The sequence below is a fragment of the Blautia wexlerae genome (genome assembly GCF_013300825.1).
Classification (GTDB): Bacteria; Bacillota; Clostridia; order Lachnospirales; family Lachnospiraceae; genus Blautia_A; species Blautia_A wexlerae_B.
The window spans coordinates 69,340-84,959 of sequence record NZ_JAAIMY010000009.1 but is presented as its reverse complement, the minus strand read 5'-3'; the positions used below and the strand labels follow the sequence as shown (position 1 = coordinate 84,959).

Genomic DNA, 15,620 nt, shown 5'->3' with positions numbered 1-15,620 from the left:
GTGCACCTCCAGATTTCAGAACTGCTGCTTATTTCTTGCAAGAATCGAACTCTTTTCCAGGCATGGAAGTTCTTCTCCTTCAACAGTCGTCACAATTCCGCCTGCTTCTTCAACAATAAGTGCACCTGCCGCAAAGTCCCATGGAGATAAAATAAGCTCGAAATAAATTTCCGCTCTTCCTGATGCTATGGCACATAAATCAAGTGCCGCAGATCCGCTTCGTCGGATATCAAGGCATTTTTGAAAATATTCGTAAGCTAATTCAAAGGATGCCTTCGCAAGCTCCGTATTATACGGTGATGAACCAAACAAAACAATGCTGTTTGCCAGATCATCCTTCGATACATGAATCGCATTTCCATTCATATATGCACCCTCACCGGAAATCGCATAGAAAGTTTCATTAAGATACGGATTATGCACGACTCCCATATATCTCTTTCCATTTCGAATCAATCCAATAGATACACAGCTCATATGATAATCTTTAATAAAATTGGTAGTTCCATCAATCGGATCCACCACAAAAATATATTCTGCATTTCTGTTAATCCGGCAATCCTCTTCTTCCCCCAAAAACTCCGCTTCCGGAAAAATCTCAGACAACTTTTTCTCCAGCATTTTCTGAATTTTGCAATCATACTTCGTAACAAAATTTGCTTTTCCTGCCTTATCCTTAATGCCAAAATTTTCCCTGTCCGCATTTTTTTGCCGCTTCAATTATTTCATTTAATATCGTATGTGGAGTTTTCTCCTTTAGTTCCATATTATCTGTCACCTCTCAATAGAAAATGGTTTCCGTTTTATCAATACTTTTATAATTTCTCATACTTTTCAATCAGACACTGATGTTCTTTTGTCTTCTTGTCATAGTTTATCCCAACCAGCAAAATGTCTCCGGTATAATCCAGAACTGAATCCGGATATTGTTTTTCCTTAATCTGCTGTAATGCTGTCTTGACATTCTTATTCCATTTAAGTTCTACGACAAGCGCCGGATAACTGGAAACGTATTCTGGTTTTGGAATAAATACAAAGTCTGCAAACCCACGTCCTGTCGGCAGTTCACGAACTGGTTTAAAATAATATTCCATTGAACTCAGATATGCAATTGCAAGTACACTGCTCAAAGAATTCTCATTATTATACTGAATATTCGAAACATACTCTGTATGGATTTTCTCAATTCCCTCTTCAACTGCTTCTTCATCCATGTCCAGCGTAGCCTCCAGTAAATGTTCTGATTCCTGCTGAAAAGTAATCATCTCATTCCATTTTCTGCTTTCAACCGCCATTGTCAATTCCTGCCGGATTTCTTCATTTGGAACAAATGCAGTTCTTCTATTCTGGTTATATCCCAAATAACCAAGATGGATCAAATACGTAAGTACATCATCTTTGCTTTGTATATTCACCGTATCATTTTTGAAAGCAGCTGTATTCACTTTAATCGAAGCACCGGAAAGTATTTCAATTATAGCGTTTTTCAAACCATCATAATTCATATTGATAAAAGGAACAATTGCTTCATAAGAAGCAGTCTCAGACCAGTAACTTCTAAACCTGCCCCGCACACAAACACTTACTACTGCTTTAGGATTATATACCTGATAGTCCTCCAGCAAATAACCATCATACCAATATTTTACTTTCTCAAAATCTCTGTGATATCTTTCGCAAAGATCCTTCACTTCAGCTTCTGTAAATCCAATATATGGCGCCATCACTCCTGCATCAAGCATTGTAAACTCATCAAAATTATTTAATGCAGACTGTGTTTTTTCTTTCTTTATCGGCAAAATACCTGTAAGATACGCCAACTGAATATATTTTGTCGGTTCCGTTCCCTTAAACATTGCCCTCAAAAAATTAATGTACTTTTCCTGTACTTTTTTATTTGCCGCTTCATCTCTGATCAGAACATCCCACTCATCAATAATTATAATAAATTTCTGTCCAACAATATTTTTAATACGCGAAAGACTTTCCGACAAACTTATCTCTTCTTCAGGCAGAACACCAGGGTAAATCTCTCTCAATTCAGCCTGTACGGATTTCGTAATAAACGCTACAACATTATCCACATTATCACAATTTGCCAGAAACCACTGAATATCAAGATGAATCACATCATACTTATTAAGATGCGTCTTAAAATCGGATTCCCTGCTTATATCCAGCCCTGAAAACATTTCTTCGGAATTACAGCCTTTACTATAATAAGCGGCCAGCATATTTGCAGCATATGATTTTCCAAACCTGCGTGGTCTGCAGTTACAGATATAAGCTTCTGTTGTATTAAGTACGCTGTTTGTATATTCCAACAATCCGGTTTTATCCACATATATCGGAGAATTCAGTGCCACCTGAAATGCACTGTTATCAGGATTTACAAATCTACCCATTCCTTACACCCCACAATCAAAAAAACAGCTTCACGTTACCAAAATTTTTAATAAAATAATGATAGCATGAAACTATTTTAACGTAAAGCTGAAAAAAGCTGTTATATATCCAGACACCCGGGCTATATCGGGATTCTATAAAATAATCTCAGTTATTTTGCGTAAATAGAACCAACAATCTTTCCCCGTAATGTACACGGCAGAATTTTACATAAGAATCTCAGAATCTTATACTTCACACCCGCCACACAAATTGGTGCGCAGTTCTTTTTCTGTGCAATCCGCGCAATATATGTACCAATAACCTCCGGCGACATCCCACTCAGTTCATCTTTCTCCATCTGACTGACACTGTGTGAAATACGGCCGCCGTATTCATCATCACCCAAAACTGTCTTTTGTCTGGCCTGGGTAAAACCGGTATGAATATCTCCAAGTTCTACTGCTGTTACCCTAACACCATAAGGACTTACCTCATTATCAAGCGCGCAGGAATAAGAAGACACTGCTGCTTTACTGGCAGAATAAAATGCCTGAAACGGAATGTGTGCCACTGCTGCCACAGAACTGATATTGACAATATGTCCACTGTGCTGTCTGCGCATAGATGGAAGAACAGCTCTGCTTACATTGACAGTTCCAAAAAAGTTTACATCAAATTGTGCTTTCGCCTGTTTTAACTCTGTAAATTCCACCGCCCCGGAAATACCAAAACCTGCACAATTTACAAGAATCTCGATACTTCCTCTTTCCAAAAGGATCTGCCCAACGGCTTCCTGCACGGAAGCCTCATCTGTCACATCTACGCACATATGCTTCACGCTTTCTACAGGAACATCCCGGCGACTGAACTCATAGACTATATAGCCAGCCTTACTCAATGCTGCTACAGTACATCGTCCGATTCCGGAACTTCCCCCTGTGACAAGAGCTGTACTTTTCTGTTTTGATTCCATATTGTTACTTACCTCATTCCATTTTTTCTTCTTACCACACGGGTGAGTTTCTGTCGTATTTCCTCATTCTTGAACAACTGCCTGCACCATTCGTCCTGTGCCATAACATCACCACAAATCATATTGTTTCATAGTTTCTGAATTTCGATATTCATGTTTTTCATAATATCCTATCAGTCTTCCCTCTTCTCTGAGTGCCACCATATAAACATCTTTATTTTGCTTCTCATTATGGAAAGTATAGACAAGGTTATGGCTCTCATCTGCCGCAAACCAGTCCACTACCTTCTGTATTTTATCCCTGGATTCCTGATTATGACAATCTAACAGACTTCTTCCAATAAGTTTATCACCGCCTCGCTTCGCATAGCTGTTAACAGCTGCCGGATTCATGTAGATAATCTCATGCTTAAGATTGCATATAACAATCGAAGCTCTGTCCTGGTCAACAATACTCTTATAAAAACTAATCATATATTTTTTTATGTCCTTTCATTTTTTTCTTTCGTCTAATAGTTTACTATCCACATCAAATATCTTTAAATATCTGTTGGCATACATACGGACACCATCAATGGTATTTGTAATAAATCATTACAAAATTTTCGAAACAAAATAATCTGCCTCAATAATATGCTTTACATTCTTCTCCCTGGAGTCAACAATACTCACACGTCCATTCTCCGCTGTCAAAGTCACACTGGAACCATCATTCCGATAAACAGTCATATGTTCCACTGGGCGTTCCAATGTCTCTATTGGATCCTTCATCTTTTTTAATCGCCGATACTCATATTTCGGAATAGAAAATTCAAGTTTTGAAATAGCTCTTTTTTTCTTTAATGGTGTTTTTCTTAATGAACCATTTTTATTCATAAAACGATCCGCAAATTCAACATTTTCCGTCATTTTATCAATTACATCCGAAATCCCTTCAATCTGCTCAATCGGTCTTTCCTGTAATACTCCTGTTATAATTTTCTTATAGTCTTCTTTTGAAATTTCTACTGACAGCTCATTTCTTCGTCTGTCATAAGTTTCCCCTGATTCATAAGTAATTTTATAGCAATAGTTAAAGTTCAAATCTTCCATGCCTCCAATCAAAAATAGCTTCATGCCATCAAAATTTTCAACTAAAATAATGATAGCATGAAACCATTTTAGCGTAAAGCAACATTCTCCATAAAGAATTCAATAATTTTTTCAGCCAATTTATTATGAATACTATTGCCAAATTCATCAATGATCAGCATTCCGGCATTTTCTATTACCCTGATCAGATGAGGAAGCAAATCGGCAAATACCTGGTTTCCCTGCGATTCGCCCTTGTTGCTATAGAGCAATTCCACTTCTTCGTTTCAGGATTAATTCTTAATAACTGACAACTTCTAATATTAATATATTTATGAAAGAATTCTTCCAACAATTCAAGCGATTCACAATATTCAAACTCTATTGCGCTAAACCCCAATGTCACATTACATTTATAGACTTTTCATCAACTTTTTACTAATTCATTATTTTATTTATCGGTTAGTTAGATGTCGAGTAGACGCACCCCTTGCGGTCGTACGCCCCTCACAGAATCCGGACTTGCGGCTTTCCCGCATCCGGCTCTTTGCGAAACGAATCGTTCACATTTATCAATTATATACACTGACATATATTCGGGGTCTTACCAGTGGATAGCTGTTATCTATCATATTCAGAAATTCTACCCAGTTGTAGCTTTTCTTTTGACTCCTCCGATTTAGACAGTAGAATAAACTTTTCATTACGTGGTATCGAAATGCTGTTATTCTTTCTGTATTGTCTGTGATTCCATAGTAATGGTAATAACCAGTCAGTATCTGATTGAGTTTAGCAGTAATCTCTTTCAGTTTCCATGTTTTCATGTGTCCCATCAGTTGATTTATTTCTCTACATTTCTTCGCAAACTTCTTCTTACTGGTTTTCCTCTTCACTCTGAATCTACCATTCTTGCTTTTGGAACAGTAGTGTGTAAAACCTAGGAAAGTAAAGGTACCTGGCTTCGTTCCACTTTTACTGCATCTTTCCTTTGCGTATCGTCCGAACTCTATCAGCCTGCTCTTTTCTTCTTCAAGGCTTAATCCAAAGTGTCCCATTCTATGTTTTAAGTGTTCATAGAACCATACTGCATCTGATTTGTATTGGAATGTCACCACAAAATCATCAGCATAGACCACCAGACCTGCATATCCCTTTAACATCGGCGTTACCACCTCTCTGAACCACCATATCAGCACATAGTGCATATAGATAGATACAGGAAATTATCGGAGAGCAGACGGAACCTTGTCCACTTCCTTCCTCTGTTGCTTCAAATTCATAGTTATTCATAATTCCTGCTTTCAGCATTCGTCTGACAAGGCGGATGATATTCGGGTCTTTATCCTTGATTCTATAAAACGCACAATCCATTCATGGTCAAGATGCTGGAAGAATCCTTTTATATCCGCATCCAGAACATAATTCGTCGGTTTCCTTTCCAGCATTATGTTTAGTTTGCGGATTGCTTTATGGCAGCCCCTGTTGGGTCTGAATCCCATCATCTCATCATAAAACATTGGCTCGAATACTGCTTCCAGTATCCTGCGCAGTGCTTCCTGTACCAGCTTGTCTTCATAACAGTAGATACTAAGTGGCCGCATCTTCCCATTGTCCTTTGGTATTTCTACCAGTCTTGCTGGTTTAGGCTTATAGGATTTCTTCTTCAGACTTTCTATAAGGGCTTCTAGATTTTCTTCCAGATTTCTTCCGTATTCTTCTTTGGTAACTCCATCTATTCCTACGGCTTTCGTTCCATCCATCTGGACATGACAGTTCTCAAGCATCTCCTTATTGATAAGATGCCCCAGTGATGTAAAGACCATATCTGGGTTTTCTTTTGATAATTGTGATATTCTCGCCAATTTCGTTTCCATTAGTTCCCCTATCTCTGTGTATAGCTAATGTTTCCTCTTTGATATAGTTTCGCAGGCCAGAACTGCGAGGCACAGTTCTCTCTCGACTTCCCTCCAGTATTTATTTTGTTCATACCTTCACCGGTACTGTTCGGGCCTCCGACTACCTGCACTTCGTTTGTCTTTCTTCTTTTGGTTGGCGGACATACTTTTCATTTACACACTCTGAAAAGAAAATGCAGGTCCTCTCCAGTTGACATATAGTCCCTGTCTGACATGAATAGTTTCAACAACACCGCAGAGGCATGCAAAATCTCACCATAACGATAAGTGCATATATTGTCTTCCACCCTGACCACGGTGTCGACCCTCTGATACTTTGGGATTTCGGTGCTCCATAGCTATCCCTGCTATCTTGCTGTCTACGCTTAGCCTGCACGTTACCGTAACAGACTCAAGACTCGCTTCAAATGCTGTGGTTAACAGCTTATTTGATGGGGCTTCCACCCACCGGACTATATACCCTTTGCTGGACGCACGGTCAGACCCTTACAGTTCTTTACCAATTTATAGAATTTTCAGTAATCTTTTATTGATTGGTTATTTTATTTATCCACTGATTAGGTGGTCAGATTCTTATGAGCTAATACTCATATCATTTAGAAAACTTGAAATATATTTTACTCTTTTTCATTAACATATAATTGTATTAATTCATTAATCGTCTCTCTATTTGCCCAAAATGTTCTTTTAGTAATTTGTAAACCATTAGTAAACTCAAAAGTATCTTCAGAATTTGCAGCTTTAGGTCTAACATGGAATCCTTTTTTCTCACTTGACTTAGGAAAAAGATTATCATCCCCCTTTTCAAATGCTTCAACAGTTTCATTATATACCATTTCAGCTTTAGCATTTTCTGAAACAAATGAAAAATCTTTTATGAAAGTAATTGAACATATATCTTTTTTCCCTGACTTATTTTCTATGAAATCTAAAACAAATACAGGAATTTTTTTATTTATTTCTTTTGAAAAAAGTGAATTTTCATATTTAATATAACCATCTTTTATTACATTTCTATCTTTTTGATATAACTCTGAAAAAGTAGCATTCGCAAATGGAAATGCTTCTTTTGGAAAAAATTGTTGCTTTTTATTACTATATCTTTTTATCACTCTAAAATATGGAATATCTTGTCCCTCTTGCTTAAAAAAATCTTCTATTTCTTTAGCGTAAGCATATGGTGAAACATCATGTTCAACTAAAAATTGTTTCAATTTTTTTTCAATATCATTATTCCAAATTATATCTTTAGACATAATCTTTCTTCTAGCCATATAATACTTAAATAATTCATCATTTTTAAATGACTCTACTTTTAAATTCTTATCAATGCTTTCTAAGCTCTGTACAAAATTTCCATATAAGACATATATATATTCATCATCTAGTTCTTCCACTTTCTCATTTATCACATAACTTAAAAAGTAATTCTTTCCATAACTATTTATTATATTATATTTATTATACAAAATATTTCTTTTTTCTTTTGAATTTCTCCACCAAACATCCAAAATATCTATAATTTCCAAACATTCAATTATGCTATCTCCTTTGTTTTTTAAATTTTGTAAAGCCTCATTTAATATACTTTCTATTTTACTTTTTTTTAAATTTTTACTCTCTCCTGGTCTTTTATCTACCAATAAATACCGTTTTACAAACTCTATAACTGAAAAACCTTCCCCGTTATATTCTTCTTCACCACGTTTTAAAATTTTCATTCCTGCTTTCATCAAATATGCATTAATTTGATGTACAGTTATATCATCTGCCATTATATCTTCTTGATAAATAGGAATCTGAGTATTCAATCCATATGTTATAGGGCGAACATCTTCCAATTTACCTTCTATACAAATCGTTTTTAACACAATTTCCTTGCATACTACCTCTAAAATTTCCGCAATCTGGTTTTCTTTAATAGTACATACTTCCTTTAATTTTTTCGGCAAATTATGCTTTAAATCATCACATTCTTCAAAAAAATGAGTAAGAGTCTGGGCTCCATTTATCACACTCACTTTTAAAGGATTAAGTTTTATCCTATCTCCCACTCTATCAATTTTCTGATCATATGCATATATTGTAATTCCATTATGATAAAACCAGAATTTTTTAGGTCTATTATTTGAAATTTGCTCATCGTTTTCATCAATTTCTAATATCTCTTGTAATTGCTTAAAGCATCTTTTTAATTCATCTTTTTCTTTCAAATGCTGATATATGCCTATACACAAATACTTTCTAAACTGTCTACGCAAATCCTTTCCTATTGGATTTTTTTTAAGTCCATTTCGGACATTCATTTTAAATAATGTAGTGCCCGTTACATTAAACAGCTTTTTCAGATTATACATTGATACGTTATATACGTATCCTTCTAATTCACTATCCGCTCTATATTCCAAGTAATTAATTCCATCATCAACCTCTATATCTATGTATTCTTTTAAATTTGTATAAAACGAGATACTCTTTGTAAAATATCGATTAAGCAAACTTCTTTCTTGAGCTTTTAATATCTCACTATCATATATCTCCCAATATTTTTGACGTTCATCGTCCCAATCTTTAAAAACTAAAACTTGTGTCGATATCCCATCATCTTTTTCCAATATTTCATGATATTTTTGTAAATTAAACTTACTTTCACTGCAATTATAAATGCTATAGCGCTCTTCATTTCCGTCTTTATTGATTCCATTTATAAAAATAATAGGAATGTCTTTCACTTTTTGTTCTACTTCTATCGTTTCAACATCGAGCTCTACCAATTTTATAATTTTATAAATTATTTCTTCTAAATCCATTCTTTCTCCTTAGTATAATTTAGTTAGAATAAAAAAATGTTTCTCAATCTCGTCTATATATTTCTGCTTTTCCTCTTTTTCTATTTCAAGAAAGTTCACATAAGAAATCAAATCATCTTTTTCTTTACGTAACTTTCTTAATAAAATGTCCCCCTTCACACTTTGCTTGTTTCTAAAAACTTCTATTTCAAATTTAATCCGTTCAAAACATGTATCAATTTCATCATGAACAGATACTTTTCTTTCTTTATATCTTTCATTATACAAAATATCTTTTACTAGCTTTGCACGTGTACTTTTTTCTGGAAATAAAGTTGCTTCTCGTATACTAAATAATTTATTTAGTTCCTCACAAATTTGTTTTTTATCTTCCGCATAAATAAAAACCTCTTCATAATAAACTGAATTTATCGGAATATACTCTTTTCCTGGAAAAAAGATGAATCCACCAGATTGTGCTTGTATCCTATCATTCGAATAACTATGAGTGATAACCTTGAAATTTTTAGAATATGTAATATTATCCTTATCATTCATAAGATTATTATAAAATGCTTCTAAATATGCAGAATGAGGTGAATAATGCTCTGGAAAACAAAACACATAAACTCGTCCATCTTTATCTAATTCATTTGGATTAGAACATGCAAAATATAGTGCCGGTAAAATACTAAATGTTATATCTAACATTCTGCTAATCGCAACATAATGTTGTGATTCAATAGCTTTATCAATAATTCTAGTCTTTTTCGAATCTAACACATTATAATCACTCATAAGCTCAAAAATATATGATTCTTTATTTATCATATCAGGTTCTCTAAAAATTGATGGCATTAATTTTGTTTTTCCGAAATCTCTAGGTTCCCCTCTAAATGCTATCAAAGTTTTTTCGTCAGTATAGCTTTTTTGACTTTCTTCTAAATTTTCCATCTTGTCTCTAATTTCTTTAATATACTGAACCAAATTTTTTTTCATTTTTTCTCCTAACAAAACAATATCAAAAATATATTCTCTACTTATAAGCACCATCTATTTTATGCTAGCATCCGCTCATATCTTTTCTTTAATTCTGATAACTTTATTCATTATCAAATATTTTTTCCAATGTCTTTTCCATATCAGATATTAAATTAACAACTAACGCATTTCCCATCATAAAACGGCGTTTACGCAAAGGCATTTCTACAGTTTCTCCATTAACCAGACAATATTTTGTATGGTCAGTAGGAAATCCCTGAATTCTTTCTGTTTCCGTAGCAGTAAGTAATCTTATCTTTCCGGTTTCTTTATCTTTTACAATATGAGTTGTTCTGCTAAAACCACCCTCTGATGTCAGCATTGTTCGAGCAGGTTTGTCCTCTTGATCAATCATAGAAATCGCTCCCTCGGAGAAAACGTATTCATGACCATTAGCACTTGTACGTAACAATTTTTTTGCCCCTTTAAGATACTGCCAAGTTTGCCTGCTTTCTTTTGGAAGTTTATTTTCAATTTCATTACTATGTGTAATATCCGGATTAGTATAATACAATTTTTCCTCAGGAATAAAATACTGCTCATCAACTCTTCCTGTTTCCATAACATCTCCCAATGTTATCTGTTTTCCATGATAATATGGAATAGTTTTTAATGTATAAATGGTTCCATCTTTCATTATTCCTGAGTTTTCGAATGAACAATTAAATTTTTCAGATACTTCACCTACTTCTATCGGTAATTCTTTCATAACCATTTTAGCATTCTCTGCTTTATTTACCGGAAATGTTTTTGCAAAAAAACCATCTTTTAAAATCACCTTTTCCATTTTACAAGCTTTTTCAGCGTTTTCAAAAGCATCATCATATTCCGCCTTTTTTAATACATCTTTCGCATATTTAGTATCATTTTTGTATCCAAAAATAAAAATTCTACGACGTCTTTGTTGATACCCATATTCTGCTGCATTTATCACTCGCCATTCTACTGTATATCCTTCATCTCGAAAGCAGGCAAGAATGACTCCAAAATCTCTCCCTCTTTGCTTAGCAGGTGATTTTAATAAACGATCTACATTTTCCAGTAATACAAATGGAGGTTTTTTCGCCTCAAGAGTCTCTCGAATCGACCACCATAAAATTCCTTTCTTTCCCTCAAGACCTTTAGAAGTCGCCAATGAAGATGCTACTGAATAATCCTGACAAGGAAAACCTCCTACCAACAAATTAAAATCTGGAATTGTTGTTTTATCTACATCTTCAATGTTATAATTTGTTGTATCTTTCCCGTTTTTATCTAACCGTGTTCCAAAATGATATACGTAACAATCGTGAGCATATTGTGTACTTTTTTCTGCCGGTTCCCACTGACTAAACCAAACAGTATCCCATTTTTCTTCTTTATTAAAATCCTCTAATGTTTTTATATTATTAAGTCCACATCTAAATCCGCCAACTCCCGCAAACAATTCGCAAACTGTTTTTTTCACTTCTTATACCTCTTCTATATTTTATAGTAGAACAATCGTTCTGTTGTTATATAATATCGCATTTTTTAGTTCTTGTAAAGATCCTTAAAAACATAATTTTAAAATTATTTTATGTATCATCTTTCCCACTTATATTGCGCGTCTTATCTATATTTCATCCTCTATGTCACCTAATTTAATATCAAATATCGTCTCTTCAACTACTTTAATACATTGTTCTGTATTTCTCAAAATATCTTTTCCCCAAAAATGTATAACTGTCCATCCCATATAATTTAATTTTTGGTCTTTTTCTTCATCTCTTTGAATATTTCTCTGTATTTTCTTCACCCAATAATCTGAATTTTTTCCTTTCTCTAATTTAGGCTTTAAAACTTCCCAATCCTTTCCATGAAAAAATTCGCTATCACAAAAAATAGCAATCCGATATTTAGTCAAAACAATATCTGGTCTTCCCGGCAAATCTTTGCAATTTTTTCGATAACGATATCCTTTTTCCCATAAAGCTTTTCGAAGAACGATTTCTATACTTGTATCCTTTCCTCGTATCTTACTCATATTTTTATGACTTTTTTCTGTCACTTCTCCATGAAACCGCGGTTCTTTCTCTAGCATCTAACATTCACCTATAAACTTTTTTACAATATTTACCCTCTCAAATTTCCGGTGTCTGATTTAGCTCATTAACTACAGCCAATCCTTTTATCCATACATATTGTGGTAACATACATATTCCATTTACACATTCCGTTTTATGTACCAACGCAGAATCTTGTCCAGAGCCTCTCAGAAACACATCATTATCACTTCCTTTTAAAAAATTGGGTGCCGTACTTATCTCTCCATTTTTTAAAAATACAATAGAACCATTTTTACTCTTTTGCACTACATCTATTAATTTATGGTTTTTAATTTTATCCCGAGTATCTTCCCACAATTTCTTAACCGTTGTATTTATGAATTCTTCTGAAAATACAATCCTTTTAAATCCTACAAAAATGTTCGATGCCAACAATTTTGATGAATCTTTTTTTGTATCATTAGGTGTCGATTCTTTAAATATAATACATAGCAATTCATGATCAGCAAAGTATCCATACATATCAGAATCTTCAAACATAATCTGACGTTTATCTCCATTATCGTCAATAATAGTATCTCTAAGCATTTCTTCAAAATCTACATGATACAATTTCATATCTTCAGTCCGACCACCGTTAGATGTGAATGTTATCGTTTTACCAATAAGGCCAAACTTTTCAAATAAGGCAATCTGATTTAATTTTTTCGCCTTTCCGCCAAACATTGAAACAACTATTTTTTCAGCGATTCCTTTTTGTTCCAAATCCTTTTCTTCTTTAACTTCTAAACCAAGTGTCCTACTAAGTTGTCTAATACTTTTACCCGCATATTTATCTGTTAACTCTTTACATTTAGCATCAATATCCGAAACAGACATATATTTCCCTGGTAACTGTTCTAAATCATACCCAAAATGTTTTGCAATAATGGATGACACCATCGGTTTTTTTAATCGAAATCTTGGAGGAAACTTGGGTGCTAAATCAATATAACTTAATACTCTTCTCAACTGTGTATGTACATCAATATATTCTTTTTTTACAGCTGCTTTCCATTCCTTATTTTTCTCTCCTGGATGATGCGATATAATCTCTTTACATAATGAACGCACATTTTCCCAATCATTTTTCAATATTTCTATATCCTCATTTGAAAATTCGTGGAACTCATAACCAACCATCTGAAAATCTTTGTAGTCATAAGCTGAAACTGCATGTTTCGCAGAATAATGGTAATATATAATAAGCATATGTTCCAGTTTCTCCCAAAAATGGGATGTTTCAAATTCTTGTTCTGCAAGATTATATACTCCCACCGCAGTAATAGACATAGGTTCCTTTGCAATATAGTGTTTTTTAGGTGCTTTTTGAATTAACAATCCTGTTGTTTTAAGTTCAGTTTTTATATATTTGTCCCCTTCAACAATAATTAAGTCTGCTTCTTGTCTTGAATCATGTGGATATTCAAAAATGCACTGTTCTACAACAGCACCCGCTATCCCCTTTTGAAGATTGATGTCTTGCACATGTTCAAACATACCTTTATTATCAATCATTTCAAAAGTTTTTCCTAAATAAGATTCTAACCTATTAATCAATGCCTCTTTTTCATAAATATGTTCCGCCATAAAATATACCATCCTTCATTTTAAGCATTTCTTTTATTATATATAATATTCTTTAATTTTCATATCGTATATCTTTTAATTCTATTCCTACTTAGATAATATTTTTTATATATTATATACACATACATTTTCATAGGCAAATTTTTCTTAATTTCATTTCAACTATATCATGATATCAAAACTAATATTCCGCAACTATTGCACCATATTACTTCAAAAAAATCATAATAATTATTTTAACTACAATGACAGAAAACATATTATGAATCAAATGTTCATCACTATTTATTCCCATCATATTTACTATTAACCTTATATGGGGAATTAAATCAACCGAATGGTTTAGAATACTCCCAGATATGCAATTTTAGTTTAACAAACGTCAATTCTACTGTCAACAGCTATCATCAAAATTTCTTTTAATATGATTGACAAAAAATGTCACAAACCACACTATCAGTTTGTGACATCTTCTCCCATTTTAAATTTTATAGCTTATCCTACACTTACTTGATTGCATTTTCCAAATTATTGTAATAAACCATCAGTCTTCTAGTATTTTCACTTTCAACTGAACATAGCCATTTTTCTATATTAAAAGAATTTATCGCATTATTTCTCAATATACTAGCTATATCTGCCGCAGTAACAATTAAAATCGGATGCCCATCTTCCACTACCTCAGAATATGCCTGACTATCAACAAAACCAGTTGTTATCATAATACCAAATTGACGATATTTAATTCTGGAAATCAACCTTGACATTTCTCGAACTCCAACGCCTCTATTAATCCCATAACATTTCGCCTCAAGCGCACAATCAATAACCAATGGTTGATTTACTTTTCCTCCAGCACTAATAGAATATCTACCTATAGCATCTCGCCCTCCATCCCTCCAAGGTCGTGTTAATGAAAAATCGATAAAATTAGAATCCATTTTACTAATAATATTAACTGCACATTCTTCAAATCCTTGCGGAAATTTTTTGTAATGATCTCTTATAATTTCTACACATTTTCTTCCTTCTTCATCACTAGAGCCTAACTGTTCATATCTTGTCGGAAGTTTAAAAATACGTGACGCTTTTAGTGGTTCAATTCCATTTCTGCCTTCTTTAACAAATTTTTTCCATGCATCTGGCGCATACTTTATACTATTTTTATGATCATAAATGAGCATCTTAATCCACTCTTTCATGATAGGTTTACTTCCTGTATTTAATACAGTAAAATATGCCTCATAATTTTGAAATCGTTTTTCTTTAACAGTTCGCCAAAAAGCCACTAAATCTTTATCCGGTGATATTTTCGGATTTCCGGGTGCTGCAAGCCCTAAAAATTGAACATCTCGTCCCGTTCCTGTTTTCTTAAATATAAAAAATGGTGGAATATCGTTTAAATAGACACCTTCATTTAATAATGCGAAAGTAGTTTCTAAAATCAAATTTCCCTTTTTCTTTGTATCGGTCAAAGCCCTACCAGGTTCTCTGTTATCACCGTAATACCGAAATATCCCTGTTTCCTCATCTAAAAAATCAGGCCATTCTAATTCTTCCATTGATGTATATAAAACTATATATGCATACTTTCTAGAACCATCTTCTCTTAATTTTTTCCTAAATCCCCCTGAGTTCTCACACCCAGGAATCAATTTATGAAATGGTTCGGCTGAAATATTTGGAGTTTTACCGCCTTTATAAATACAATCTACAATTAAATCAGCCTCAGATAAATTTTCAAATTCTATTTCCATAAAATAATTAATCCTTCTATAATTACCAC

General features: G+C 33.6%; 14 protein-coding genes. All 14 read right to left on the bottom strand.

Going from position 1 to position 15,620, the window contains the following annotated elements:
• Positions 1–15: 15 nt before the first annotated feature.
• On the bottom strand, positions 16–720 hold the full coding sequence (locus G4417_RS06735) for an inositol monophosphatase family protein (RefSeq protein ID WP_243872084.1): 705 nt from the start codon (positions 718–720) through the stop codon (positions 16–18).
• A 95-nt stretch (positions 721–815) separates the two neighbouring features.
• Entirely contained in the window at positions 816–2,405 is a 1,590-nt protein-coding gene (locus G4417_RS06730) for an AAA family ATPase (RefSeq protein ID WP_173683054.1), read from the bottom strand.
• A 152-nt stretch (positions 2,406–2,557) separates the two neighbouring features.
• Positions 2,558–3,361 carry an SDR family NAD(P)-dependent oxidoreductase gene (locus G4417_RS06725; RefSeq protein ID WP_173683053.1) on the bottom strand — a complete coding sequence of 268 codons (804 nt, stop codon included), beginning with the start codon at positions 3,359–3,361 and terminating at the stop codon, positions 2,558–2,560.
• A gap of 108 nt (positions 3,362–3,469) precedes the next feature.
• Complete coding sequence (locus tag G4417_RS06720; RefSeq protein WP_055057484.1) at positions 3,470–3,835, bottom strand: PAS domain-containing protein; 366 nt, start codon at positions 3,833–3,835, stop codon at positions 3,470–3,472.
• 120 nt (positions 3,836–3,955) lie between these two features.
• On the bottom strand, positions 3,956–4,444 hold the full coding sequence (locus G4417_RS06715) for a hypothetical protein (protein ID WP_173717671.1): 489 nt from the start codon (positions 4,442–4,444) through the stop codon (positions 3,956–3,958).
• Positions 4,445–4,521: 77 nt separating this feature from the next.
• Positions 4,522–4,710 (bottom strand): AAA family ATPase, encoded by a 189-nt coding sequence (locus tag G4417_RS06710; RefSeq protein WP_173717670.1) that lies wholly within the window; start codon positions 4,708–4,710, stop codon positions 4,522–4,524.
• 294 nt (positions 4,711–5,004) lie between these two features.
• Entirely contained in the window at positions 5,005–5,592 is a 588-nt protein-coding gene (locus G4417_RS17295) for a group II intron maturase-specific domain-containing protein (protein ID WP_330598195.1), read from the bottom strand.
• Between the two features lie 141 nt (positions 5,593–5,733).
• Positions 5,734–6,306: a reverse transcriptase domain-containing protein gene (locus tag G4417_RS17290; protein WP_330598193.1), complete on the bottom strand. Its 573-nt coding sequence runs from the start codon at positions 6,304–6,306 to the stop codon at positions 5,734–5,736.
• A 659-nt stretch (positions 6,307–6,965) separates the two neighbouring features.
• Positions 6,966–9,158, bottom strand: a complete 2,193-nt coding sequence (locus G4417_RS16740; protein ID WP_202048499.1) for a hypothetical protein — start codon at positions 9,156–9,158, stop codon at positions 6,966–6,968.
• 9 nt (positions 9,159–9,167) lie between these two features.
• A complete protein-coding gene (locus G4417_RS06695; protein WP_173683050.1) occupies positions 9,168–10,136 on the bottom strand; it encodes an FRG domain-containing protein in 969 nt (322 codons plus the stop codon).
• 103 nt (positions 10,137–10,239) lie between these two features.
• A complete protein-coding gene (dcm, locus tag G4417_RS06690; RefSeq protein ID WP_173683049.1) occupies positions 10,240–11,625 on the bottom strand; it encodes a DNA (cytosine-5-)-methyltransferase in 1,386 nt (461 codons plus the stop codon).
• A 147-nt stretch (positions 11,626–11,772) separates the two neighbouring features.
• Positions 11,773–12,240: a very short patch repair endonuclease gene (locus G4417_RS06685; RefSeq protein ID WP_173683048.1), complete on the bottom strand. Its 468-nt coding sequence runs from the start codon at positions 12,238–12,240 to the stop codon at positions 11,773–11,775.
• A 40-nt stretch (positions 12,241–12,280) separates the two neighbouring features.
• Positions 12,281–13,834 carry a MutH/Sau3AI family endonuclease gene (locus G4417_RS06680; RefSeq protein WP_173683047.1) on the bottom strand — a complete coding sequence of 518 codons (1,554 nt, stop codon included), beginning with the start codon at positions 13,832–13,834 and terminating at the stop codon, positions 12,281–12,283.
• 506 nt (positions 13,835–14,340) lie between these two features.
• On the bottom strand, positions 14,341–15,591 hold the full coding sequence (locus G4417_RS06675; protein ID WP_173683046.1) for a restriction endonuclease: 1,251 nt from the start codon (positions 15,589–15,591) through the stop codon (positions 14,341–14,343).
• Between the last annotated feature and the right edge of the window lie 29 nt (positions 15,592–15,620).